The following is a 23,060-nucleotide window of genomic DNA, read 5'->3' as shown; positions in this document are numbered from 1 at the left end:
CAAAAATTACTGTGCCGAATGCGCCTTGGCGGTCATATCGACGCCAAGCGCACGCATAACGGCCAGCGTTGTCTTGAGCGTCGGGTTTCCCCGTTCGCTGAAGGACCGATAAAGCTGTTCACGCGACAGCCCGGTCTTGCGGGATATTTCAGTCATACCCTTGGCGCGTGCCACTACGCCAAGGGCTTTGGCAACATAGGCCGCATCGCCGGTTTCAAAGGCATCAGCCATGAAAGCGGCGATTTCTTCATCATCCACCAGTGCGGCGGCTGGGTCGTAAGTGGAAAGCTTTTCACTCATTTTCTAAACTCCATTCCTTGGCAAGCTTCTTGGCAGCAGCAATGTCGCGGGCCTGAGATCCCTTGTCTCCACCACAGAGCAAGACGATCAGGAGATTTCCGCGCTGCTGAAAATAGACGCGATATCCCGGCCCGTGGTGAATTCGTAATTCACTGACGCCCTCACCAACTGGCTCGACATCACCGGGCAACCCTGCCGCCAGCCGCATCAATCGCGATGCGATGAGGGTTCTGGCACGCTTGTCCCTGAGACGGGATTCCCATCTGGCGAATATGGTCGTCTACCTTAGCTCGATCATGAATGTTTTGTAGTATAAAAACTACAAACACACAATCCTCTGGTGGAAGGCCATTTTGCATTTAAATTTTTTTAAAGATTTCCTAAAGTTTCAAACGATTGAAATCATTTCAATCGTTTCAATGAGTTAGCGTGCCATTTTCTCGCCTTGGAACTTCTGATACCCAAAAATCATTATGCCAAGGGAGATTGAAAAATGACTGAGCGTCTTGAAGATATCGCATTGAAAATGGTTGCCGATGGCAAGGGTCTGCTGGCTGCGGATGAATCCACCGGCACGATCAAAAAGCGTTTTGACAGCATCAATCTGGAATCGACGGAAACCAGCCGTCGTGATTATCGCGAAATGCTGTTCCGCACAGACGAAGCGATGACGAATTGCATTTCCGGCGTCATTCTTTACGAAGAGACCCTGTTCCAGAAGGCTGCCGATGGCACGCCCTTCGTGGATATCATCAAGGCTGCAGGCTCCATTCCTGGCATCAAGGTGGACACGGGCGCAAAGCCACAGGCTTTCTTCCCCGGCGAAACCGTCACCGAAGGTCTCGATGGCCTCGCTGATCGCCTGAAGAAATACTACGATGCCGGTGCGCGCTTCGCCAAGTGGCGTGGCGTCATCAACATCGGCGATGGACTGCCGACGTGGGGTTCCATCAAGGCGGATTCGCAGGCGCTGGCCCGCTACGCAGCCCTCTGCCAGCAGGCAGGCATCGTGCCCATCGTTGAGCCTGAAGTGTTGATGGATGGCGAGCCCGGCACGCACAGCATCGATCGCTGTGCCGAAGTGACCGAATGGGTTCTGCGCACTGTCTTCACAGACCTCTATGACGCCCGCGTCAACCTCGAAGGCATGATCCTGAAACCGAACATGGTCATTGATGGCAAGAATGCCCGTAAGGCATCGGTTGCCGAAGTGGCTGAAAAGACCGTCAAGGTTCTCAAGGCCACTGTGCCATCCGCCGTTCCCGGCATCGCCTTCCTCTCCGGTGGCCAGTCCTCGGAAGAAGCAACCGCCCACCTCTCTGCCATGAACAGCGGTTACGACCTGCCGTGGCCCCTCACCTATTCCTATGGCCGCGCTTTGCAGGAAGCCGCTCTCAATGCATGGGGTGGCAAGCCTGAAAACGTCGCCGCCGGCCAACGCGCCTTCCGCCACCGCGCCGAAATGAACACGCTCGCCGCACTCGGCAACTGGAAGCAGGAACTCGAGAAGGCCGCTTAAGCTTAGCGCTTCGACGACCGTCTTATGAAACCGCTCGCAACCCTGTTGCGGGCGGTTTTCTTTTCAAGCTCATGCCATGCGGCAATTGCTTCCAGGGGGCGCAAGGCCGGAGCCAGCCGCTCACCCCCTCTGCCCTGCCGGGCATCTCCCTCACGGGTGGGGAGATTGGCAAGAGGCACGCTCCTCGCTCCAATCGTAGTTGTCAGAGGGATTGGTAACCGGCTGAATCGCCTTCCCCCGTCCACAACGCTCAAGATGGCCAACAAGCTCACCCCCAGCCAATCTCCCCACCTGAGGGGGAGATGCCCGGCAGGGCAGAGGGGGGTAAACCCCACCCAAAACCCTCAAACAATAAAAACATACAAACCAAATCAACACCTTAAACAAAATCCGCCAAACCCCCAAAAAAATTCCCACAAAATTTCATTCACAGCCTCCCAACCTCAGCGACAATGGCCCCGTTCCGCCCTCGGATACACCGCAAGGCGTTGCGGCGAGGCAGGACCGGCGCTGATGGGTGAGAGGCTACGCAACCTCTTGACCATCGGGGTCGAGCAGCAATCCCCCCGGCGGCAACGGGAGGAGCGTGACACGGTTTCGGACCGGCCGGTGTCATTCTCCCGATGCCCGAAAGGCTTAACCGCCGCCGGGTGTACCGACAGCTCATCGTCCTCTGGTCGAACGCGACCATGGGGATTGAAGCGAAAGTCAGGCGGTACACAGGAACACGCTGCATCTGCCCCGCACCGTCGGATGACGGCGCGGACGGATCGCAAGGATGAACCGCAGCCATTATGGACGCGGCAAACCCTTGCGAAAAACGGATCGATCCTTCCGCCCCTGGATTATCGGCGCGGGAGCAAATCGAAGGCAGGTGTGGCCGAACTGGCAGGGTGCTTTTCCCGCAAGGAAGCAGCACCACCCGGATGGGAAGGGTTGGACCTTGAAAAATGTCCGACCGGTTCTCCGGCAAGGTTTCGCCTTCGCCATCCGGTTTCTGCCAGCCGTGGCAAGTGGATTGCTGTTTGGCCAAAAGAGCCGAACGGGGCGCTGCGAGGTGCCATTCTTAGACTACCCAACGAGGCAGCTTACAGCGCCCCGTCCGACATACCCATGGCCGTAAATGGTGATGGGACCTGAGAGTAAAGCACACCACGGGCAGATGCTGCCGCGTGAACGGCGAAGCTTGGGCACGAGCAGGCCGGGGTTTTTGACAGGATTGGATTTTGGAGGGTGTGGCTGGATGCGTCGAGGGCGCTGCGGGGCATCTCCCCGACAGGCTCAGGATGATGCTGAGGTTGGTGGGTGTGATTGCCTTCACCGAACCAACGCGGCATGCAAGCGGGTATGAAGAATGCTTTGGACGGTGATGCGGGGCACACCGCAGCAACCCTCATCCTGAGGTGCGCAGGCGTAGCCGGAGCCTCGAAGGACGAGGGTTGCGGGCTTGAGGCAGAATGCGCGGCGGATGCTTCGAGGCTTTGCCCTACGGCCAAAGCACCTCAGCATGAGGGCAGTGGGTGTGGCAGGCCTCCCCATGAGAGGGTGGAGGTTGTGGTTGCCCGGCTGACGAAAAAAAGCCGATGAGGCAGGGCACAACGGAGCAACCCTCATCCATCATCCTGAGCCTGTCGAAGGAGAGGTGCGCAGGCGCAGCCGGAGCCTCGAAGGACGAGGGTTGCGGGCTTGTGGCAGTGCGGGCTTGTGGCAGAGTATGCGGCGGATGCTTCGAGGCTTTGTCCTTCGGCCAAAGCACCTCAGCATGAGGGCGGAGGGTGTGGCTGACCCTACCCATGAGGGCGCAGAGCAAGCCCCCACCCTTCCCAGTTGGCATCATCCAAAAGCAACTCCCCGCCCCTTTCCAAAAGCCGAACCAGCCCCCTCCACCCACATTCACACCCACCCCCGTTGCAACACATTGACGTTCGCGTAAAAGTAATCCGAATCCACCGGGAGGGGTTGATGGAGAGATTTGACGTTATTGTCGTGGGTGCGGGGCTTGCCGGGCTGGTGGCGGCGACGGAGGCTGCGGAGCGGGGGTTGAGGGTTTGCGTCCTTGATCAGGAGGGAGAGCAGAACCTTGGGGGCCAGGCTTTCTGGTCTCTGGGTGGGCTGTTTTTCATCGATAGTCCCGAACAACGCTTCATGCGCATTCGTGACAGTCTCGATCTCGCCCGTCAGGACTGGCTGGGCTCTGCCGGTTTTGACCGCCCTGAAGATCATTGGCCGCGCCGGTGGGCCGAAGCCTATCTTGAGTTTGCGGCGGGTGAAAAGCGGGCATGGTTGCATGGGCTTGGCATGCGCTGGTTTCCCGTCGTGGGATGGGCGGAGCGCGGCGGGGCGCATGCCCATGGTCACGGTAATTCCGTGCCGCGCTTTCATGTGACATGGGGAACTGGACCGGGCGTTCTGGACCCCTTCGTCAAAAAAGCGAGAACCTATGCACAGAGTGGGCGGATCACCTTCAAATTCCGCCATCAAGTTGATGCTCTAGAAAGCACGGATGGGGTTATTACCGGCGTGTCCGGTACCCTGCTAGAGGCCGATTCTGTTCAACGCGGCGAGCAAAGCAGTCGGGCTGTGACAGGAGATTTTCGATACGAGGCCGCTGCCGTTATCGTCACCTCCGGCGGGATCGGTGGTAATCATGATCTGGTGCGCCAGAACTGGCCGGTGGAGCGGCTGGGTCAGCCGCCTGCGGATATGGTTTGCGGCGTGCCAGCCCATGTGGATGGCCGGATGATTGGCATTACTGAAGCGGCGGGTGGCTCCGTCATCAACCGCGACCGTATGTGGCACTATACCGAAGGCGTGAAGAACTACGATCCGATCTGGCCGAACCATGGCATCCGCATTCTACCCGGGCCCTCATCCTTCTGGTGCGATGCCAATGGCGAGAGATTACCGGCGCCTGCCATGCCGGGTTTCGATACGCTCGGAACGCTGAAAATCCTGCGGGAGAGAAATAGCGATTACAGCTGGTTCATTCTGACCAAGGCGATCATCAAGAAGGAATTCGCGCTTTCCGGCTCTGAGCAGAATCCCGATCTCACTGACAAGAACATTCGCCTGCTGCTGAAACGTCTGGGCAAGGAGCCGCCGGGGCCGGTGAAAGCTTTCATGGAGCGGGGCGAGGATTTCGCCGTGCGCGATACGCTGGAAGAACTGGTGCAGGCGATGAATGCGATCACCAGTGAGGAACGGCTGGATGTTTCCCATATCCGCACGCAGATCGAAGCGCGGGACCGGGAGCTTGCCAATGGCTTCAGCAAGGATGCGCAGGTCACGGCCATCAGAGGTGCGCGCAATTATCTCGTCGACAAGCTGATGCGCACGGCCAAGCCGCATCGGCTGCTGGACCCCGCCGCCGGGCCGTTGATTGCCGTGCGGCTGCATATCCTCACCCGCAAGACGCTGGGCGGTCTGCATACCGACCTCAACGGGCGGGTGCTGGATGGTAGCGGTGCGCCGGTGCCAGGGCTTTACGCGGCGGGCGAAGTCGCCGGTTTTGGCGGTGGCGGCATGCATGGTTACAACGCGCTGGAAGGCACGTTTCTCGGCGGATGCCTGTTTTCCGGACGGGTTGCGGGCCGCAGCGTCGGTGCTTAGCTGGTCTTCACCAGCGGCACCACGTCATCGCTGCCCGTTTCGAATTGCAGGCGGGCGAGCTTGGCGTAGAGGCCTCCCTGCCGCGACAGGCTCTGGTGCGTGCCTTCCTCGATGATGCGGCCTTCATCCATGACCAGAATACGGTCGGCCTTCAGCACGGTGGCGAGGCGGTGGGCGATGACGATGGTGGTGCGTTTGCTGATCAGCTGATCAAGCGCCTTTTGCACCAGCGTTTCGCTTTCGGCATCCAGCGCCGAAGTCGCTTCATCCAGCAACAGAATCGGCGCATCGCGAAGGATGGCGCGGGCGATGGCGATGCGCTGGCGCTGACCGCCGGAAAGGGTGACACCGCGTTCACCGACAACGGTGTCATAGCCGTCATAAAGTCTGGAGATGAAGCCATCGGCCTGTGCGGCTAAGGCAGCAGCGCGGACCTCATCACGCGTCGCGCCGGGCTTGCCGAAGGCGATGTTATCGTGAATGGAGGAAGCGAAAATCGCCACATCCTGCGGCACGATGGCAAGCCGGGAGCGCAGCTCTTCCAGCGTAACAGAGCGGATGTCGGTGCCATCGACGGTGATGCGTCCGGCCTGCGGATCGTAAAAGCGCATCAGCAGCGAAAAGACCGTGCTCTTGCCAGCTCCCGATGGGCCGACGATGGCGACGGTTTCGCCCGCTGCGACCTTGAAGGACAGGTCCGAAATGATCGGCTTGTGGTCGCCCTGCGGGTAATGGAAGGCAACGCTCTCAAAGCTGGCTTCACCACGTGCGGGTGATGGCAGCGTCATCGGTGCAGCCGGATTTTCGACCGGGGATTTTTCGTTCAACAGTTCGGACAGGCGTTCTGCTGCGCCACCCGCCTGCGAAAGCTCGCCCCAGACTTCCGACAACTGGCCAAGCGAGCTGGCGGCGATGACGGAATAAAGAACGAACTGGCTGAGCGTACCGGCAGAGATGGTGCCGACCAGCACGCTATGGGCGCCATACCACAGAACGGCCACGACGCTGCCGAAGACGAAACTGATGGCGACGGCGGTCAGAACCGCGCGGGCGCTGATGGCGGCGCGAGCGCCGTGATAGGCCTTTTCCACCGCCTCATTATAGCGGGCATTGGCCAGCGTTTCGGCGTTAAAAGACTGGATGGTGCGGCTGGCGGAAATGGTCTCTGCCGCAAAGGCAGCGGATGCGGCCAACGTATCCTGCGTGGTTCTCGAGCGGGAACGGACGGAGCGACCAAAGGCAATGAGCGGGAAGACGATGAGCGGAATGGCCAGCAGCGCAAGGCCGGAAAGGCTGGGGCTGGTATAGACCATCATCGCCACGCCGCCGAGACAGAGCAGAATGTTGCGCAGGGCGACCGATGCGGAGGAACCGAAAGCCGAGCGGATCTGTACCGTGTCTGCTGTCAGGCGCGATGTCAGCTCACCGGAATGGTTGACGTCAAAAAAGGCCTGCGACAGAGACGTCAGATGCGCGAAAACGTCGCGGCGCAGATCGGCAACGACCCGCTCACCGATTGTCATGACGTAGTAATAGCGCATGGCGCTGGCCAGCGCGAGAACGACGGCGATGGCCAGAAGCACGGCGAAATAGCTGTTGATCATCGCGCCATCGGCGCCCTCGAAACCATGATCGATGATGCGGCGAACGGCCAGCGGCAAAGCAAGGGTAGTGGCGGACGAGAGAACGAGGGCAAACAGCGCAGCTGCGACCAGCCCGCGATAGCGCTTCAGATAGGGAAAGAGGCTGGCCAGCGGCTTTGGCGTCTTGCGGCCTGCCGATTTCTGTTCCTGAATGTCTGCCACGTTCTACTCCTGCATTTGCCAGCGTAAGCTTTGGTTTTCACCAGCCTGCGGCAATCTCAAATGTGTCATGTCAGATGTGTGACCAACTATGGGTCCAAGCATCGGCAGGCACTTGTTATCTCGGCGACCTTCATGTATAGGCTCCGCATCGAATTGGGAAGCCATGGCCAAATGGTCTAGAGCTTCATTATTGAATTGGCTCAGTTGACGCAATTGCGGCAAATGGTCCGCATGTCACTAAAGCAGGAAGATTGTCATGAAGGCTGAAATTCATCCCGACTATCACATGATCAAAGTGGTCATGACCGATGGCACAGAATACGAAACATTCTCCACATGGGGCTCCGAGGGTCAGACCATGAACCTCGAAATCGATCCTAAGTCGCACCCAGCATGGACTGGTGGCAACCAGCAGCTCATGGACCGCGGCGGCCGCGTTTCCAAGTTCAACAAGCGTTTCGGCGGCCTCGGCCTCTAATCCTGTTGATACTGTCGAATGCAAAAACCCTGGAGCGATCCGGGGTTTTTGTTGTTTGGGGGTCTGACGTTGGTGGGTGTGGCTTACCCCCCTCTGCCCTGCCGGGCATCTCCCCCACAAGGAGGGAGATCGAATCGTGGCCATGTCTCACCTATCTTAAACGTTGCAGATGAGGCGAGCGGGAGCGCCCAGCCAATCTCCCCACCTGTGGGGGAGATGCCCGGCAGGGCAGAGGGGGGTAAGTCACACCCGCGACCTGTACTGACAGCACAAAAACAAAAAAGCAGGCGGAAGCCTGCTTCTTCAACCATTGATGTCAGCTGAATCAGTTGCCGGCAAATGCGGTACGCAGCAGGTTGAGCTGGGCCTGAACGCTGTTCTCATTGTCTGGAACCTTCGCAGCTTCTGCCGGGCGATAGATTTCGCGGTCGAGAAGAGCGACGCGGTTCTGGAGGCGAAGCGAACGCTCGACCAGATCGCGGAAGGATTCTGGAAGGTCGTTCCAGCCCGGTGCGTTGCGGTCGACATTGAAGTTGTCGAGGCGGACCTTGTTCTTCTCGCTGAGAACCTGATCGCGGCTCATCTCGCCATTGTTGACGGCGCGCTGAAGAAGAAGCCAGGAGGCCATCTGCATGAGACGTGTTGTGAGGCGCATGGATTCCGCTGCGTAGAGAACCGATGCCATGCGGGGCAGAACCTTGGAGGCGGCGCGTCCGGAACCGTCCAGATAGGTCGCCGTTTCCTCCACCAAAGTCATACCCTCAGAATAGAGAGTCTTAAATTGGTTGGATGCTGCAGCACGGCCAGCAAAACTGATGGTATTCAAAACCTGTTCTGACATTTTTCCAAATCCTGCTTACGCACCATACTACTGGCAACGGGATAGAGGCTTAATAGTTCCGGCCTCTTTGTATTTTCAGGATGATATCAATAACGCAAATGCGCAAGCTGATTATTAAAGAAAGGTTAATACCCACAGTTTTGGCAATATTGTTAAGGGATAAAAAAAGAGCCGCAAAAGCGGCTCTCAAGGTAAAACAGGGAGAAAAATCAGACCAATTCGCCGATAGGAGAAACTGCCTGAGGTCCAGAAGAACTGGACATGTATAGTAATCGCTCAAAAAGCTTAATTTTTCGTTAATGGTAAACGAAAAGCTGCACCGCGCCGTAACGTTAATGAAGCGTTTCTTGCCGCCTCAAGACCGAAAAAGGCTTTCTGCGGCCTTGCGACCTGCGGACTTCTTCTCACGCTCGGCTTCCAGCCTTTTGATCTCCATTTGTAAAATAGCGATGCGACCGGTCAGTTCGTCTACGGAAAGCAGGCTGAGATCGCCACCCACTACGTGAGTCGTGGCCTGCTGTTTTAGCGGTTCTTCTTCGAAAACACTCATATGCCAGCTCCTTTTTCCAGTTCCGCCTCGTCCTCGGGATAGTGAGGCGCACGCGGGTCGAGCGACACGCTTTCGGGTGTCGCCAGCGGTGCTGCGGCTGCCGTGGAGAAGTTATCCTTCTCTGCCGTTGGCAGGGCTGCACGTTGCCTGGAGCGGAATATAGCATAAGCGCTGATGAGAAGGTGGGAAACCGCCGTGACCATGAACAGGGCGTAGGGGCCGAAGGAGGTCATGATCGGGCCGCCAAGTGTGGGGCCGATAATGGTGCCAATACCATAGAGCAGCAGCAGGCCGCCGGAGACTTTGACGAAGTCTTCCGAAGAGGCGAAGTCGTTGGCGTGGGCAACCGCAATCGGGTAGAGCGCATTGGCCGCTGCACCATAAACCGCGATCATGCCAATCAGCATATACACATGGCTCGGCTGGATGAGAGTAACGGCAAGGCCCGCAAAAGCCGCGACCCCCGAGAGGCCAGCCAGCACGAAACGACGGTCGATACGGTCGGACAGCTTTCCGGCCGGAAACTGCGCCAGCGCGCCGATGAAGATGGTGACACTGACCATGATGGCAATCGTCGTCGGGTCCAGCCCGGCGCGGGCACCGAACACGGCACCCAGCGTGCCGTAAGCGCCGTTGGCAATGCCGATCAGCAAGATGCCGACGAAGGATACGGGCGACGTTCGGTAGAGGGCGGGTAGATCCAGCTTCACCTTTTTCAAAGGCTGCGGACTTTCCGCCTTGGACAGCATGGCGGGCATGATGGCGACGCAATAGATGATGGCGCAGACCATGAAGAGCGACGTGCCGCTGACCGTACCAAAGGGAACAACGAGCTGACCTGCGACGACGCCGAACAGCGTGATGGCGATGTAGAGCGAGAAAATTGCGCCCCGGCTTTCATTGGTGGCGCGTTCGTTCAGCCAGCTTTCGATGATCATCGACGTCCCGGCAGTGCAGAAGCCGGTGAGCGCGCGCAACGTGACCCATGCGACGTCATCGATGAACAGACCGGTCAAAAGCACAGTGAGGCAGATGAGGGCGACGAAACTGCCAAAGGCGCGGATATGGCCCGCACGCCGCACGATGGCCGGTGCTACAAAGCAACCGATAACAAATCCCGCCGCCCATGACGTGCCGAGGAAGCCGAGAACTTCATTGGAATACCCTTCCGCCGATCCCCGCACGGGAAGCAGAAGCCCTTGCAGGCCATTGCCCAGAAACAGAAACAAGGTGCTGGATAAAAGAGCGAATACGGGTAGAAGGTTTCTGCTCATAAGCCACTTTCATGCTAAGCGATTCAAGGTGTAGATCTGGGTCGACGACGCGCGAATAGGTTGCCGGTCATTGGTGAACATTAAAAATGTCCAGCCTGTGACGCTGTTTCAATAAAGCCAAAAGGTTTAGAGTCTTTCGGGAGCAAATGAAACCATTCTACCGGGCATATTTCCATCAGGATCAGAGACGCTCGTCTCGACAATATCCGGAGATATGCTCTTCGCCAATCACCTCTGCCTTGCCGAAAATCTGCTCCCGCAGAACGGTTTTATTTGCCCCAGAAAGGCTCTAACGATGACGAAAGCAATCGGGCTTTTTCTGCTTCTGGCCATGTGCATCCAGCTCATCCGCCCGCTCGGCCTGCCGGGGCTTCGCAAGCGCGGGGATTGCTGGAAGATCGCCGTAGCTGCCTTCGTGATCTGGACGCTGGTGCTGTTGTTGCGGCCTTAAGGGCGAGCAAATATAGAAGCCGTACTTCCAGCCTCATGCTGAAGCGCTTTGGCCAGAAATCAAAGCACACTCCCAAAGACCGCAACCCTCTTCTTTCGAGGGTCGCTTCGCTTCGGCCTCAGAATGAGGATTGCTACCGAAGCAGCATCCCCTCACCGCTCCGTCAGCTTCAACTCGATCCGCCGGTTCTGCGAGCGTGCTTCCGGCGTGTCACCCTCGGCCAGCGGCTGATATTCCCCGAAGCCTGCGGCAACAAGCCGGTTGGCGGGCACGCCCTTGGAGATGAGGTATTTGACGACGGAGGTGGCGCGGGCTGAGGAGAGTTCCCAGTTGTCGCGGAAGCGGCCAGAGCCGGAAAGCTGGACGTTGTCTGTGTGACCATCGACGCGCAGTACCCAGTTGATCTCTGCCGGGATTTCCTTGGCGAGATCAATGATGGCAGTGGCGAGCTTGGCCATTTCGGCCTGGCCTTCGGGGTTCAGGTCGTTGCCGCCCGAGGGGAAAAGCACTTCGGACTGGAAAACGAAACGGTCGCCGACGATGCGGATGTTTTCGCGGTCGGACAGGATTTCCCGCAGGCGCCCGAAGAAATCCGAACGGTAGCGGTTAAGCTCCTGCACACGCTGCGCCAGCGCCACGTTAAGGCGGCGACCGAGGTCGGCGATCTTGACCTGCGATGAGGAATCCTTGGCTTCGGATGCCTGCAAGGCAGCTTCGACCGAAGATATCTGGGCGCGAAGAGCGGCGATCTGCTGGTTCAGAAGATCGATCTGGGCCGAGGCCCGCTGACCCGCCTGACGCGCATCTTCGAGTTCACCCGACAATTGGCCAACACGCGCATTGGCGGCGGAACTGTTACCAGCGCCTGAATCGAGCAGGGATTGCAGGCGTGAGCGTTCACTTTCGGAGGCAGCCAGCGTGGATTGCAGATTGGCCAGCGTGTCCTCGATATCCTGCTTGCTGCCCTTCTCCAGTGCCAGCAATTCAGTGAGTTCCGAAATCTGGTTGTTCAGCCTGTTCAGCACCTCATCCTTGCCGGAAATTTCCCGCGAGAGGATGAACTGCGCCAGCACGAAAACCGTGAGCAGAAACATGATGGCCATGAGCAGGGTCGACAGGGCATCGACGAAGCCCGGCCAGTAATCGACACCCCGGTCGCGGCGGCGGTTGCGCGCAAGCGCCATGATCACTCGCTCCCGTTATCGTGGCGGATGGGACGGGGGGCAGTTTTCTGCTCGGCATCGATGCGGGCAGAAAGGCGGTCGAGCGTGCGTCGTAGCGCTCGTGATTCCTCCTGCTGTGCCTCGATCCAGTCCCGCAGCATCTGCTGCTCGCCGCGCATATTCTTGACCAGTCCCTGAATGCCCTCTGCAAGGCTGGTCATGGCGGCCAGCGACCGTTCGGTGCCGACAGTTCCGTAACCGCTGCCACGCGCCTCGCCGCTCGCATCCGTGCCCGGATCGGTCACGGAAGACAGCCAGTTTTCCAGTTCGGTGTAGAAGCGGTTCTGTGCGCGACCGGCCTGCAAATCCAGAAAGCCGAGAATGAGCGAGCCGGAGAGACCGAGAAGCGACGAGGAAAACGCCGTGCCCATGCCGGAAAGCGGTGCCGTCAGACCGGATTTCAGCGAGGAGAGAATATCGGTGCTATCGCCCGCCGTCGGGTCCAGCCCCTGAATGACATCGCTGATGGCCCCAATCGTGCCGATCAGACCCCAAAAGGTGCCGAGCAGGCCGAGAAACACCAGAAGGCCGATGAGATAGCGCGAGGTATCACGCGATTCGTCCAGCCGTGTGGCGATGGAATCGAGGATGGAGCGCTGCGTGACAGTGGACAGGCGCACCTCACCACGCTTGCCGATGACGGAGCGCATGGGTGCCAGAAGCTTCGGCGAGCGGCCTGCTTTGTCCACCGTGCCGGCGGCCTGAAAGCCGTTGAACCAGCGCACTTCCGGACGAAGCGAGAGAATTTGCGTAAAAACCAGAATGATGCCGATGACCAAAACGCCGAGAATGAAGCCGTTGAGGCCCGGATTGGTCATGAAAGCAGTCTGTGCCTGCCGGAAGAGAATGGCGACAAGAAAGGCGACGATGATGAGGAAGATGACCATCGTCCACAAAAACGGCGTGGGGCTCGACAGCTTGTGATGATATTGTTTCGTCACCGGTTTTTCGACGCCAACATCGAGCCGTTCCGTATCCGCCATAATTCTCATTCCCTCTGGCATTGCCGCAACGCCCGCGCGAAAACCTTAAAGGGTTTATGTCAGGCGTGATCGCGGTTCCGACCGGAAGCTAGTAGAAAATTACGACGAATTGAAGTGAAAAGCCGGTAAGGCAGCAAGGCTTTTTACACCTTATGCCAAGAGAGGCGTTTCAAGGCGCCTCTCTTGCAGTTTATCCAGCGAAAAACCGACCTTAGCGGCCAGGAACGGGGCGGTTGACGATTTCCATCAGCGCTTTGTGGATATATTCATTTCCGGCAACGACGTTGCCCTGGTTGAGAATATCCTGCTGCCCACCCATCTCGCTGACGAAGCCACCCGCTTCACGGATGATGATGAGACCAGCGGCCATGTCCCATGGCGCAAGATCGGCTTCCCAGAAACCGTCCAGACGGCCAGCCGCGACATAAGCAAGGTCGAGCGAAGCGGCACCAAAGCGGCGCACACCGGCGACTTCACCCATGACGTGGCGAAGCTCGACCAGGAATTTGCCGTGATTGCCACGGCCCAGATGCGGCACGCCGCAGCTGACGACGCAATCGGTGATCTGCTTGCGGGCGGCCACGCGAATGCGGCGGTCATTGAGGAACGCGCCAAAACCACGCTCGGCGGTGAAGAGTTCGTCGGTGGCAGGATTGAAGATCACACCTGCCACGACCTCGCCATTGCGCTCCAGCGCGATGGAAACGGCGAACTGAGGAATGCCGTGCAGGAAGTTGGTGGTGCCATCCAAGGGATCGACGATCCAGCGATGCGCGCCGTCAGAGCCCTTTTCCTCGCCGCCTTCTTCGCCCAGAAAGTCATAGGTCGGGCGGGCCTTCATCAGCTCGTCACGGACGATTTTTTCGGCCTTCAGGTCCGCCTGCGAAACGAAATCGCCGGGACCTTTGACCGAAACCTGAAGGTTCTGCACTTCACCGAAGTCACGCGCCAAAGATTTTCCCGCCTTGAGCGCGGCCTGAACCATGACATTGAGAAGGGCTGAACGGGCCATGAAGATGTTCCTGAAAGGTGGCTGAACCTGCTAGCCAAAAGTCTGGCAGGCACGCAGATATGGTTTCTGATGGAAAGTTTGCGGTTCAAGACCACAAAACGCGCTGCAATTCAAGGCAAAAAGCCGTAAACCGCCTTGGCTCAGGCCGGGCGGAAGCGGTTGGCGGCCTCGATAGCCTTTTTCTGCTGTTCCTCTTCGATGCCGAGATAGAAATCTTCAAGACCCGGATCTTTGAGGCCCGCGCGGCGTGACAGCACATACCACTTGGCCGCTTCGACAGGGTCTGGCTTGGTGCCGAGCGCCTGAATGTAGAGATGCGCAACCTTGTTCTGGGCAACCACATTGCCGCGCTGGGCGGCACCGTAAAGCCAGCGGAAACCCTCTTCCAGGTTGCGCTCGCCACCAACACCATTGACCAGCCAGATGCCGAGATCGACCTGCGCCGTATCGAAACCGGCCTTTGCCGCACGGGTCAGCCAATCGCGGGCTTTCGCCTTTTTATCGGCCGGAATGTCCTTGAGGTTCCAGTAGATTTGCGACACGGCATATTGCGCGTCGGCAATGCCCTTTTCGGCGGATTTTTCATAAAACGGTAGGGCGGCATGCAGTCCGGCAGGTCCGGGGGTCTGCGAGACGAGGATTTGCGCCCAGTTGAACTCCGCCTCGCCATTGCCCGCTTCCGCTGCGCGGCGCATGTAATCGTCTGCCAGCGTCTTGTCGTGCTTGACGACTTTGCCTTCCATCAAGAGCAATGCATATTTGAACATGGCAACGGCATCGCCGCCCTTTGCCCCCTGCTCGTACCAGAAAGCTGCGGTTTTATCGTCCCGGGCAATGCCGAAGCCGCGCGACATCATTTCGGCGACAAGTGTCTGAGCGACGGCGTCACCGTTCTGGGCGCGGGCCAGCGCCTTGTCCAGCGCCTGCACATATTCGCCGCGCTGGTAGTGTCCGTAAGCCTCATCGACCTTGCCGGTAAATTTCTTCTCAGGCGGCAGAGCGGGAAGATCGGCACCCATGCGCTGGTAGACATTGACGCCTCCAGATGGCTGCAAATCCTTCTGCTCTTCGGAAATGACACGCCCCTTGCGGATTGGTTCGGCATTCTCATCCGAAGGGCGCGACAGCACCTCCGGGCCAGCCGGAGCCGCGGGGCCGAAATCCGTATCGTCTTCCGTCGGTGTCACATCGCCTGCCGGGGCCTGATTCTCAAGGCCCGGCAAAAGGGCCGGCTGTTGCGGCTGCGGGTTTTGCGCCAACGCCACATGCGGCATCGCTGCCCAGACGATGGCAAGGGCAGAGACGGACAAACGAAAAGACAAAGAGCGAGCGATCATCGCCTGTATCAACCGCCAAACCGTGGCGCTTTTTCGTCAAGCAGCGCATTCGCTTCTGCAACCGCTTGGGCCGCCCCACCGGCATGGCTGAACACGGCCAGACGAAGCGCCACAAATTCCACGCCGGTTTCGGCAACGGGAACAACAGAAGCGACATCAGAACCGCCCATGACGATGGCCGGAATCTCGATCATCGAGGCCCACCATTCGCCAAGCGCGAGGTTCTTGGGGTGCGCTTCCGGCTTGATATCGCCTTCCAGCTTGCCGAAGAACATGTAATCGGGCGTACACTCGCCCTGCTCCAGCGCCTTGTGGCGATCATCCGCATTGCCGCCACCAACGATCAGCTTGGGTGAAAAATTCTCCACGGCTTCAGAAAGCGCCTCGGCATTGCCGACGACGTGCAGACCATCTGCCTTGGAACGGCTTGCGGCACGGCTGTCGCCTGCCACCAGCGCCGCCGCACCGGCTTCCTGAACGATCGGCACCAGTGTCTCGGCCAGTTTCTGGAAAGCGCCATCATCCAGCCCGTATTGCGGAATGATAACGGAAGCAACGTCACCGCCGCGCAGCGCATCTTCCAGGGTCTTGGCCTGATTTGCAGCATCGTCGTTTGCTGGAACGATCAGAACGAGGCGGCAGCGATCTTCAGGTGCACTCATCGAATTATCCATTTTCCGCAGAGAGGACGCTTCGCGCGCAATCTGCACTCGTTTTCATGTTCTAATTCCGATAGACCGGACAGGCGAAAGGATCAACTGTCCATCCATGCTGACTGATTTCCATTTCTTTGTCGTCGCCATTCCCGCAGTCATCCTCGTCGGCCTTTCCAAGGGCGGGCTGGGCGGCGCTTTGGCACTGATGGGTGTACCTTTGATGGCGCTGGCCGTGCCCCCGGTGCAGGCCGCCGCAATCTTTCTGCCCATTCTGGTGGTCATGGATATTGTGGCGCTGATTGCCTGGCGCAAATATAACCACCGCCAGACCCTGCTGATCATGCTTCCCGGCGCCATTGCCGGAATAACGCTGGGCTGGGCGATGTCGAGCATGATTTCGCCGGATGCGATGCGTCTCGTGGTGGCAAGCGTGACGATCATTTTCGTCCTGCGCTATTTCTACGACGCCTTCAAAACCGCACGCGGCGCACATGAAACACCCGCGAAGGGACAACGCCCGGTCCTGGCCACCATCTGGTCCAGTCTCTCGGGTTATGCCAGCTTCGTGGCCCATGCGGGTGGCCCGCCCTTCCAGATTTACGTGCTGCCGCTGAAACTGGACCCGAAGGTCTATACCGGCATGAGCGTTCGCTTTTTCGCGATCATGAACGCCATCAAACTCATACCCTATTTCGCCCTTGGCGCGCTGGATGCGACCAATCTAACGACATCCGCCATGCTGTTGCCGGTGGCCATGATTGCGACCTTTGCCGGGGCAAAAGTCGTGAAATACATGAAACCAGCCGTGTTCTACCCACTGATGTACGCCATGGCCTTCATGGCGGCGCTGAAACTCCTATGGGACGGACTGCCGATCTAAGTACGGCAATCCCTACACATCAAAAGGCCCTGATCGCGAGAGCAACCAGGGCCGAATTTTCAAGCCGCTTCAATCATGAAGCTGGCAGACATTTTGTCAATTAATGCCTTGTCGAGGCCTGTAGCCTCTGCATCTCATCCTTCAGGCGCAGTTTTTTGCGTTTCAAGTCCACAATCTGCTGATCATCTGAGGAGGGGGAAGCAAGAATACTTTCGAGCTCCTCCTCAAGAGCACCGTGTTTCTTTTCGAGCGATGCAATATGAGCCTGAATGGTCATGCGGCACGTCCTTCCTTGTTGAACCTACCTCCAGCGCTCCATCGCTGGAGTTTCAGGTTTACGACGGCAATGTGACATGGAATGCCGCGATTGTCGAAGGAGGAATCAAGGCAATAGTTGGGCAAAATGGTCGCAAGGGAAACTTCCCGTTACCGTGATTTGGTGGTACAGGCACGAAGACCGACAACAAAATGGCCGGATGGCGGTCCGGTTGTATCATATGGGGATAAAGACATGCCCGATCAGGACCATGCTGATGTTCGGCTTGCGCTGGCAAGACTGCGGCAAGAGCACGAAGACTACGATGCGGCAATCAACGCGATGATCCAGACCAACTGCGAAGCATTGCGCATTCAACGCATGAAAAAGAAAAAGCTGGTCATCAAGGACAAGATGACCCAGATCGAAGACCAGATCATCCCCGATATCATTGCCTGAGACGGAGAGACCGTTGAGCACAGAGACACCGCCCGTCGCCATCATCATGGGAAGCCAGTCCGACTGGGAGACCATGAAAAACGCCGCCGATACGCTGGACGCGCTTGATGTGGAATATGAAGCGCGCATCATTTCCGCCCACCGCACACCAGAGCGGATGTTCAGCTTTGCCAGCGGTGCACGCGACGAAGGCTTCAAGGTCATCATCGCCGGTGCCGGTGGTGCGGCCCACCTTCCGGGCATGACGGCGGCATTGACGCCACTGCCGGTTTTCGGCGTTCCCGTGCAGTCCAAAACCATGTCCGGGCAGGACAGTCTCTATTCCATCGTGCAGATGCCCGCTGGCATTCCTGTCGGCACGCTTGCCATCGGCAGAGCCGGTGCGATCAACGCAGCCCTTCTGGCTGCTGCGGTTCTGGCCCTGTCTGACGAAGATCTGGCCGACCGGCTGTACGAATATCGCGCCCGCCAGACGGCGGCCATTGCCGAATACCCAATGGACACCCCGCAATGAAATCTGGAACCATCGGCATTATCGGTGGCGGCCAGCTTGGCCGCATGCTGGCCATGGCGGCTGCCCGCCTCAACTTCCGCACCATCGTTCTGGAGCCGCAGGCCGACTGTCCGGCAGCGCAGGTCTGCAACCGCCAGATCGTTGCTGCCTATGACGACGAAAAGGCGCTGGCGGAACTCGCAAGCGTCTGCGATGTCGTGACCTATGAATTCGAGAACGTCCCGGTCGTCGCTGCACAGACGCTGGCGGCTTCCGTTCCCGTCTATCCACCGGCACAGGCCTTGAATGCCTCTCAGGACCGGTTGACGGAAAAGCGGTTCCTCAATGATTGCGGCATTCCCACCGCCGATTTCCGGCAGGTAGATGATCAGGCCGGGCTGGAAGCTGCGCTTTCCGATTTCGGCGGCAAGGGCGTGCTGAAGACCCGCCGCATGGGCTATGATGGCAAGGGCCAGCGCGTGTTTAAGGGCGGCGAAGACCTGACCGGCGCCTTCGACGCGCTGGGCGGCGTACCGCTCATTCTCGAAAGTTTCGTGGCCTTCGAGCGCGAAGTCTCCATCATTGCCGCGCGCTTTCAGGACGGCACTGTCACTTGCTACGACCCGGCGGAAAACGTGCATCTGGGCGGTATTCTGCACACGTCCACCGTTCCGGCACAGCTGTCCGAGCAGGCAACGTCGGTGGCCACGGAATCAGCTGAAAAGCTGTTGGCCGCGCTGGATTATGTCGGCGTCGTCGGCATCGAGTTCTTCGTCCTGCAGGATGGATCGCTGGTGGCCAATGAGATGGCACCGCGCGTCCACAATACCGGGCACTGGACGGAAGCGGCCTGTGTGATTTCTCAGTTCGAGCAGCATATTCGCGCCGTGGCCGGGCTTGCACCGGGCGCAACCCATCGTCATTCCGACTGCGTGATGACCAATCTGATCGGTGACGACATGAACGACGTGCCGCAATGGCTTTCGAAAAACGATTGCCTCGTGCATCTCTATGGCAAGACGGAAGCGCGTGCGGGCCGCAAGATGGGCCATGTCACACAGCTGACGAACCCCGGAAAACCAAGTCTTTCCCGGCAAAAGACTCCTTGACGTGTTGACAGGCAAAGACTGACGAGGTATTTGCCTGCCAACCGAAAAAGGCGCGCCCTCGTAGCGCGCTTTTGATTGTTTAGCTACGCGTGGCAAAAGACGTCGCGCCAAACTGCGGACCAGAAAAATGAAGATCAAGAACTCGCTCAAAGCGCTTAAGGCCCGTCACCGCGATAACCGTCTGGTTCGCCGCAAGGGCCGCGTCTACATCATCAACAAGCTGAACCCACGCTTCAAGGCTCGTCAGGGCTGATCGTGGATCGCAAGGCGTTCCGTCTGCTAAAGACGGATCACATTGTTGATAGCATACAGAATTTGATTCCATAATTGGCGCAGGCGGATTACTCTATTCGCATGCGCCAATTTCGTTTCCACGCCCTTTTCGCTGCCGTGCTTGGCTTGACTGCCCTGCCCTCCGCCGGTTTTTCTCCGCTTCACGCCGCAGAGCCCGTGACGGAAACCAAGCCGGGAAACAGTGCAGAACAGCCGCAAGCGATCCCCGGTGATTCTGTCGGCAACCTGTTTACCAACCTGAAGAAAGAGCGTGACGCCCAAAAAGCGCGCGTGATCGCCAATGAAATCGTTGGCGAATGGAATGATTCCGGCAGTGCCACAATCAATCTTTTGATGAAGTGGTCCGAAGAGGCCGCCGACGAGAAACGTAAGGCCGCAGCTTACGATTTTCTCGATCAGGCGATTCTGCTCGATCCGGACTACGCACAGGCCTGGTACCGTCGCGCGCTCGTCCATTTTGCCGATGGCGACACCCGCAAGGCCATGTCGGACCTCAACCAGACACTGGAAAAAGAGCCGCGCTATTTCCCGGCGCTGGCAAGCCTTGCCAATATTCTCGAAAGCACGGAGCGCAATGAACTGGCGCTGAAAGTCTGGGAACAGTATCTGGCGCTCTACCCGGCAGATAAGGAAGCGCAGAAGGAAGCCAGCGACCTTTCAGAAAAGCTCGCCGGGACACGCAGCTAACCTGTAGTGAGTGGCGGTTACGCCACGCCGATGCGCAACAGATCGTGGAAATGCACGAGGCCGATAGGGCGGTTGTCTTCATCCACCACGATCAGTGCACCGATGTGGTGTTTTTCCAGCGTCGCCAGGGCCGCCGTTGCCAGCACGCTTTTCGCCACCGTCTTCGGCTTCGTGGTCATGATGTCATCGACAACCAGTTCAGAGAGATTGCGCGTCAGATTACGCGCCATATCGCCCTCGGTGACGATGCCACAGAGACGACCGTCATCATCCAGTACCGCAACGCAGCCGAAATGTTTGCGCGCCAGAACGCCGATGGCTTCCTGCATGGAGGTGCGCTTCGGCACCAGCGGCAGACGCTCGCCCGTGTGCATGATATCGCCAACCAGCGCAAGGCTCGCACCCAGCTTGCCGCCGGGATGGAACACACGGAAATCCCCGGCGGTGAAACTGCGTGCTTCCAGAAGCGCAATGGCCAGCGCATCGCCAAGAGCCAGCTGCATCATGGTCGACGTCGTTGGGGCCAGACCATGCGGGCAGGCTTCCTGCTCATCCGGCACCAGCAGAACGATATCCGATGACTTGGCAAGCGAACCCTGCTCAGCGCAGGTCAGCGCAATCAGCGGAATGGAAAAACGGCGGGTGTAATTGATGATGCTGCGAAGCTCGGCACTTTCGCCACCCTTGGAGATGGCCAACACCACATCATTGCCGCCGATCATGCCCAGATCACCGTGATTGGCTTCCGCCGCATGCACAAAAAAGGCAGGCGTTCCTGTCGATGCAAAGGTGGCGGCAAGCTTGGAGCCAATATGCCCGCTTTTGCCCACACCGGTAATGATCAGCCGACCATCGGACTTGCCGATGACATCAATTGCCTTGCAAAAACCATCGCCCAGCGTGCCCATCAGCGCTTTTTCCAGCGCGATCAGACCGTTTTTCTCGATGGAGACGGTCCGCAAAGCGGATTCAATGGCGTGGTTTTCAACCAGTGTGACAGCTCTCGTAATCATGCCCGGACAGATACTCTTTTCGGCAAAATATGTCTATCCGGCAAAACTGCCAGCAAGGCCTATAAATACATCCGGGCTTTGCAGGCGCGGTCAACAAGTTATTAACCCTATGCTTTTACTTTCGGGTAACGATTTGAACAGACCCAGGTAATAGCAAGCATGGTTCATCAGAGCACCGCAAGACGTCTAATGACGTGGCGGAAAGCAGCCACTCTGCTGCTGGCCTGTACCATGCTGTGCCCGGCGGCATTGAGTTTCGCGCAATCCACCACCCCGACAGCGGCCACGAGTGCGCCCCGAACGCTGACCAGCGCCGACCCCTATCTCGGCCAGAACGATCTTTCCGTCATCGATCCCGATAGCGTCAGCCGCCAGCCGGTTACGCCTACTCAGCCAACTGCTGCGGACGCCGTCACCACGGGCAGTCTTCGCACCACATCCAATCTGAGCGAAGACATTTCGCAGCCGAGTGATGAGGCAACGGTCAATTACGAAGACCCGCAAAACCCCTATGAGCCGACCGTCGATGGTGGCGAGAACGTCACGGTCAATGACCCGACACAGACGCCGGGCATTCGCATCGGCACGCTGACGCTGCGCCCCTCCATCAGCCAGACTGTGAATCACGAAAGCAAGTCGTTCCCCGGCGGATCGACCAGCCGCAATTATCTGACCACGGGCATTCGTGGCACGCTGACCAGCGATTGGGCCCGCCACGCTTTGACCATTACCGGGGACGGTGCCTACCAGCGCAATCTGGGTGGCAGCAGTGCTGGCGAAGAGCCGACCGCCAATATCGCCGCTAATCTTCGTCTCGACCTCGGCGATGGCACGCAGGCCAATCTGACGGCGGGCTATGCGTTCAGCCGTGAAGATACCAATGATCCCAACGCCGTCTCCGGCGCGTCCGTGCAGGGCGGCGAACATATTTTTACCGGCGGCGCGTCCGTCGAGCGCAATGTCGGCATCCTCAAGGCTCTCGCCGCGCTCGACCTGTCGCGCACCGTCTATACGGATGCCAAGGGTATCAACGGCCAGTCGATCAGCCTCAGCGACCGCGACCGTTACGGCGCTGGCCTGCGTGGACGTCTGGGCTATGAGCTTTCCCCTGCCCTCATACCGTTTCTGGAAGCGACGGCGTCGCTCACCAATTACGATCAGACACGGGACAATACCGGCTATGAGCGTTCGTCCCAGACCTATGGCGCAAAGGTCGGCGCACAGATCGATCTCGGCGAAAAGCTGAAAGGCGAAGCCGCCGTCGGTTATCTACGCAAGGAATATGACGACAACCGCCTGTCGGCCATCAATGCTCTGTCGCTGGACAGCACGCTCGTCTGGTCACCGCAACGCGGCACCGATGTCAGCCTTGGCCTGCGCACCACAATCGAAGATTTCGCGGGCGGCCCTATCGGCGGCTGGATTTCGCGTGAGCTGATCGTCGGCCTGACCCAGCAATTGCGTAGCGATCTGGTGGCCAAACTAACCGCCGGTCTTGAGCGCCGCTCCTATCTCACCTCCTCTATCGAGGACCAGACGGAATATGCGCTGGGTGCCGGCTTGACCTGGAGCATCAACCGCTACCTCGATCTGACCACCGACATCACCTACGAAACCACGCCCGTGACCGACAACAGCACATGGCGGATCGGCGCGGGTCTGACGCTGAAGCGCTGAACGAAAAATCCCGGCACGAGGCCGGGATTCAGGGAAGGCACAGCTTCAATTCTTGCTGGACGTCATCCTCGGCCTTGTGCCACTACTGTCCGGTTTAAATCTGTAGACACGGCGCACGGTGTTGATTCTACTCGTATTCAAGCGTTTGGCGACG

At 58.5% G+C, this 23,060-nt stretch carries 24 protein-coding genes; 11 read left to right on the top strand and 13 right to left on the bottom strand.

The window, feature by feature from the left end:
• Positions 1-6 precede the first annotated feature (6 nt).
• Both ABUK73_RS21960 and ABUK73_RS21955 read right to left on the bottom strand, forming a co-directional pair.
• Positions 7-300, bottom strand: coding sequence for an addiction module antidote protein (locus ABUK73_RS21960; protein WP_062452080.1), 294 nt, complete (start codon positions 298-300; stop codon positions 7-9).
• A complete protein-coding gene (locus ABUK73_RS21955; protein WP_353579141.1) occupies positions 293-574 on the bottom strand; it encodes a type II toxin-antitoxin system RelE/ParE family toxin in 282 nt (93 codons plus the stop codon). The genes ABUK73_RS21960 and ABUK73_RS21955 overlap by 8 nt, the downstream gene beginning before the upstream one ends.
• A gap of 219 nt (positions 575-793) precedes the next feature.
• On the opposite strand from ABUK73_RS21955, the gene ABUK73_RS21950 reads away from it, so the two are divergent.
• A complete protein-coding gene (locus tag ABUK73_RS21950) occupies positions 794-1,819 on the top strand; it encodes a class I fructose-bisphosphate aldolase (protein ID WP_353579122.1) in 1,026 nt (341 codons plus the stop codon).
• Positions 1,820-3,781: 1,962 nt separating this feature from the next.
• Entirely contained in the window at positions 3,782-5,428 is a 1,647-nt protein-coding gene (locus tag ABUK73_RS21945; RefSeq protein ID WP_353579121.1) for an FAD-binding dehydrogenase, read from the top strand.
• Here the strand turns inward: ABUK73_RS21945 and ABUK73_RS21940 are convergent.
• Positions 5,425-7,233, bottom strand: coding sequence for an ABC transporter transmembrane domain-containing protein (locus ABUK73_RS21940; protein WP_353579120.1), 1,809 nt, complete (start codon positions 7,231-7,233; stop codon positions 5,425-5,427). The genes ABUK73_RS21945 and ABUK73_RS21940 overlap by 4 nt on opposite strands.
• 256 nt (positions 7,234-7,489) lie before the next feature.
• On the opposite strand from ABUK73_RS21940, the gene rpmE reads away from it, so the two are divergent.
• Entirely contained in the window at positions 7,490-7,711 is a 222-nt protein-coding gene (rpmE, locus tag ABUK73_RS21935) for a 50S ribosomal protein L31 (protein ID WP_062452087.1), read from the top strand.
• A gap of 325 nt (positions 7,712-8,036) precedes the next feature.
• On the opposite strand, the gene rcdA is transcribed toward rpmE, so the two are convergent.
• The 3 genes from rcdA to ABUK73_RS21920 form a co-directional block, all read right to left on the bottom strand.
• A complete protein-coding gene (gene rcdA, locus ABUK73_RS21930) occupies positions 8,037-8,552 on the bottom strand; it encodes a protease adaptor protein RcdA (protein ID WP_062585549.1) in 516 nt (171 codons plus the stop codon).
• A gap of 355 nt (positions 8,553-8,907) precedes the next feature.
• Positions 8,908-9,102: a DUF1192 domain-containing protein gene (locus ABUK73_RS21925; protein ID WP_353579119.1), complete on the bottom strand. Its 195-nt coding sequence runs from the start codon at positions 9,100-9,102 to the stop codon at positions 8,908-8,910.
• Complete coding sequence (locus ABUK73_RS21920) at positions 9,099-10,376, bottom strand: MFS transporter (RefSeq protein WP_113089424.1); 1,278 nt, start codon at positions 10,374-10,376, stop codon at positions 9,099-9,101. Before ABUK73_RS21920 ends, ABUK73_RS21925 begins: the two co-directional genes overlap by 4 nt.
• Before the next feature lie 295 nt (positions 10,377-10,671).
• On the opposite strand from ABUK73_RS21920, the gene ABUK73_RS21915 reads away from it, so the two are divergent.
• Entirely contained in the window at positions 10,672-10,827 is a 156-nt protein-coding gene (locus ABUK73_RS21915; protein ID WP_353579118.1) for a hypothetical protein, read from the top strand.
• 152 nt (positions 10,828-10,979) lie between these two features.
• On the opposite strand, the gene ABUK73_RS21910 is transcribed toward ABUK73_RS21915, so the two are convergent.
• From ABUK73_RS21910 to ABUK73_RS21890, 5 genes are all read right to left on the bottom strand, one after another.
• On the bottom strand, positions 10,980-12,011 hold the full coding sequence (locus tag ABUK73_RS21910) for a peptidoglycan -binding protein (RefSeq protein ID WP_113089423.1): 1,032 nt from the start codon (positions 12,009-12,011) through the stop codon (positions 10,980-10,982).
• A gap of 2 nt (positions 12,012-12,013) precedes the next feature.
• Positions 12,014-13,033: a flagellar motor protein MotA gene (locus tag ABUK73_RS21905; RefSeq protein ID WP_353579117.1), complete on the bottom strand. Its 1,020-nt coding sequence runs from the start codon at positions 13,031-13,033 to the stop codon at positions 12,014-12,016.
• A 211-nt stretch (positions 13,034-13,244) separates the two neighbouring features.
• Positions 13,245-14,045, bottom strand: a complete 801-nt coding sequence (locus tag ABUK73_RS21900) for an inositol monophosphatase family protein (protein ID WP_353579116.1) — start codon at positions 14,043-14,045, stop codon at positions 13,245-13,247.
• 140 nt (positions 14,046-14,185) lie between these two features.
• A complete protein-coding gene (locus tag ABUK73_RS21895; protein ID WP_353579115.1) occupies positions 14,186-15,382 on the bottom strand; it encodes a tetratricopeptide repeat protein in 1,197 nt (398 codons plus the stop codon).
• Between the two features lie 8 nt (positions 15,383-15,390).
• Positions 15,391-16,044 carry a thiamine phosphate synthase gene (locus ABUK73_RS21890; protein WP_353579114.1) on the bottom strand — a complete coding sequence of 218 codons (654 nt, stop codon included), beginning with the start codon at positions 16,042-16,044 and terminating at the stop codon, positions 15,391-15,393.
• 106 nt (positions 16,045-16,150) lie between these two features.
• On the opposite strand from ABUK73_RS21890, the gene ABUK73_RS21885 reads away from it, so the two are divergent.
• The gene (locus ABUK73_RS21885; RefSeq protein ID WP_353579113.1) at positions 16,151-16,918 is read left to right on the top strand and encodes a sulfite exporter TauE/SafE family protein; all 768 of its coding nucleotides are present in this window, start codon (positions 16,151-16,153) and stop codon (positions 16,916-16,918) included.
• A gap of 100 nt (positions 16,919-17,018) precedes the next feature.
• Here ABUK73_RS21885 and ABUK73_RS21880 read toward each other — a convergent pair whose 3' ends face one another.
• The gene (locus ABUK73_RS21880; protein ID WP_113089419.1) at positions 17,019-17,195 is read right to left on the bottom strand and encodes a YdcH family protein; all 177 of its coding nucleotides are present in this window, start codon (positions 17,193-17,195) and stop codon (positions 17,019-17,021) included.
• 234 nt (positions 17,196-17,429) lie between these two features.
• Here ABUK73_RS21880 and ABUK73_RS21875 point away from each other — a divergent pair, with 234 nt between their 5' ends.
• The 5 genes from ABUK73_RS21875 (at position 17,430) to ABUK73_RS21855 (ending at position 20,216) form a co-directional block, all read left to right on the top strand.
• Positions 17,430-17,633, top strand: a complete 204-nt coding sequence (locus ABUK73_RS21875) for a YdcH family protein (RefSeq protein WP_067650819.1) — start codon at positions 17,430-17,432, stop codon at positions 17,631-17,633.
• A 46-nt stretch (positions 17,634-17,679) separates the two neighbouring features.
• Positions 17,680-18,147: a 5-(carboxyamino)imidazole ribonucleotide mutase gene (purE, locus tag ABUK73_RS21870; protein ID WP_454892408.1), complete on the top strand. Its 468-nt coding sequence runs from the start codon at positions 17,680-17,682 to the stop codon at positions 18,145-18,147.
• On the top strand, positions 18,144-19,235 hold the full coding sequence (locus tag ABUK73_RS21865) for a 5-(carboxyamino)imidazole ribonucleotide synthase (RefSeq protein ID WP_353579111.1): 1,092 nt from the start codon (positions 18,144-18,146) through the stop codon (positions 19,233-19,235). The genes purE and ABUK73_RS21865 overlap by 4 nt, the downstream gene beginning before the upstream one ends.
• 127 nt (positions 19,236-19,362) lie before the next feature.
• On the top strand, positions 19,363-19,488 hold the full coding sequence (gene ykgO, locus ABUK73_RS21860) for a type B 50S ribosomal protein L36 (RefSeq protein WP_062584498.1): 126 nt from the start codon (positions 19,363-19,365) through the stop codon (positions 19,486-19,488).
• A gap of 101 nt (positions 19,489-19,589) precedes the next feature.
• Positions 19,590-20,216 (top strand): tetratricopeptide repeat protein, encoded by a 627-nt coding sequence (locus tag ABUK73_RS21855; protein WP_353579110.1) that lies wholly within the window; start codon positions 19,590-19,592, stop codon positions 20,214-20,216.
• A gap of 17 nt (positions 20,217-20,233) precedes the next feature.
• On the opposite strand, the gene ABUK73_RS21850 is transcribed toward ABUK73_RS21855, so the two are convergent.
• On the bottom strand, positions 20,234-21,229 hold the full coding sequence (locus ABUK73_RS21850) for a KpsF/GutQ family sugar-phosphate isomerase (RefSeq protein ID WP_353579109.1): 996 nt from the start codon (positions 21,227-21,229) through the stop codon (positions 20,234-20,236).
• A 159-nt stretch (positions 21,230-21,388) separates the two neighbouring features.
• On the opposite strand from ABUK73_RS21850, the gene ABUK73_RS21845 reads away from it, so the two are divergent.
• Complete coding sequence (locus ABUK73_RS21845; RefSeq protein WP_353579108.1) at positions 21,389-22,906, top strand: surface lipoprotein assembly modifier; 1,518 nt, start codon at positions 21,389-21,391, stop codon at positions 22,904-22,906.
• Positions 22,907-23,060 lie beyond the last annotated feature (154 nt).

Source organism: Agrobacterium vacciniicorymbosi (assembly GCF_040427045.1).
GTDB lineage: Bacteria > Pseudomonadota > Alphaproteobacteria > Rhizobiales > Rhizobiaceae > Agrobacterium.
Note: the sequence above shows the minus strand (reverse complement) of the source record. Positions and strands in the feature narration are given on the sequence as shown.

Coding starts and splice junctions, on each gene's coding strand:
- ABUK73_RS21845 (WP_353579108.1), top strand. CDS start 21,389: ATGGTTCATCAGAGCACCGCAAGACGTCTAATGACGTGGCGGAAAGCA.
- rcdA (WP_062585549.1), bottom strand. CDS start 8,552: ATGTCAGAACAGGTTTTGAATACCATCAGTTTTGCTGGCCGTGCTGCA.
- ykgO (WP_062584498.1), top strand. CDS start 19,363: ATGAAGATCAAGAACTCGCTCAAAGCGCTTAAGGCCCGTCACCGCGAT.
- ABUK73_RS21920 (WP_113089424.1), bottom strand. CDS start 10,376: ATGAGCAGAAACCTTCTACCCGTATTCGCTCTTTTATCCAGCACCTTG.
- purE (WP_454892408.1), top strand. CDS start 17,680: ATGGGAAGCCAGTCCGACTGGGAGACCATGAAAAACGCCGCCGATACG.
- ABUK73_RS21915 (WP_353579118.1), top strand. CDS start 10,672: ATGACGAAAGCAATCGGGCTTTTTCTGCTTCTGGCCATGTGCATCCAG.
- ABUK73_RS21875 (WP_067650819.1), top strand. CDS start 17,430: ATGCCCGATCAGGACCATGCTGATGTTCGGCTTGCGCTGGCAAGACTG.
- ABUK73_RS21925 (WP_353579119.1), bottom strand. CDS start 9,102: ATGAGTGTTTTCGAAGAAGAACCGCTAAAACAGCAGGCCACGACTCAC.
- ABUK73_RS21850 (WP_353579109.1), bottom strand. CDS start 21,229: ATGATTACGAGAGCTGTCACACTGGTTGAAAACCACGCCATTGAATCC.
- ABUK73_RS21945 (WP_353579121.1), top strand. CDS start 3,782: ATGGAGAGATTTGACGTTATTGTCGTGGGTGCGGGGCTTGCCGGGCTG.
- rpmE (WP_062452087.1), top strand. CDS start 7,490: ATGAAGGCTGAAATTCATCCCGACTATCACATGATCAAAGTGGTCATG.
- ABUK73_RS21890 (WP_353579114.1), bottom strand. CDS start 16,044: ATGAGTGCACCTGAAGATCGCTGCCGCCTCGTTCTGATCGTTCCAGCA.
- ABUK73_RS21900 (WP_353579116.1), bottom strand. CDS start 14,045: ATGGCCCGTTCAGCCCTTCTCAATGTCATGGTTCAGGCCGCGCTCAAG.
- ABUK73_RS21855 (WP_353579110.1), top strand. CDS start 19,590: ATGCGCCAATTTCGTTTCCACGCCCTTTTCGCTGCCGTGCTTGGCTTG.
- ABUK73_RS21880 (WP_113089419.1), bottom strand. CDS start 17,195: ATGACCATTCAGGCTCATATTGCATCGCTCGAAAAGAAACACGGTGCT.
- ABUK73_RS21895 (WP_353579115.1), bottom strand. CDS start 15,382: ATGATCGCTCGCTCTTTGTCTTTTCGTTTGTCCGTCTCTGCCCTTGCC.
- ABUK73_RS21885 (WP_353579113.1), top strand. CDS start 16,151: ATGCTGACTGATTTCCATTTCTTTGTCGTCGCCATTCCCGCAGTCATC.
- ABUK73_RS21950 (WP_353579122.1), top strand. CDS start 794: ATGACTGAGCGTCTTGAAGATATCGCATTGAAAATGGTTGCCGATGGC.
- ABUK73_RS21960 (WP_062452080.1), bottom strand. CDS start 300: ATGAGTGAAAAGCTTTCCACTTACGACCCAGCCGCCGCACTGGTGGAT.
- ABUK73_RS21910 (WP_113089423.1), bottom strand. CDS start 12,011: ATGGCGCTTGCGCGCAACCGCCGCCGCGACCGGGGTGTCGATTACTGG.
- ABUK73_RS21905 (WP_353579117.1), bottom strand. CDS start 13,033: ATGGCGGATACGGAACGGCTCGATGTTGGCGTCGAAAAACCGGTGACG.
- ABUK73_RS21865 (WP_353579111.1), top strand. CDS start 18,144: ATGAAATCTGGAACCATCGGCATTATCGGTGGCGGCCAGCTTGGCCGC.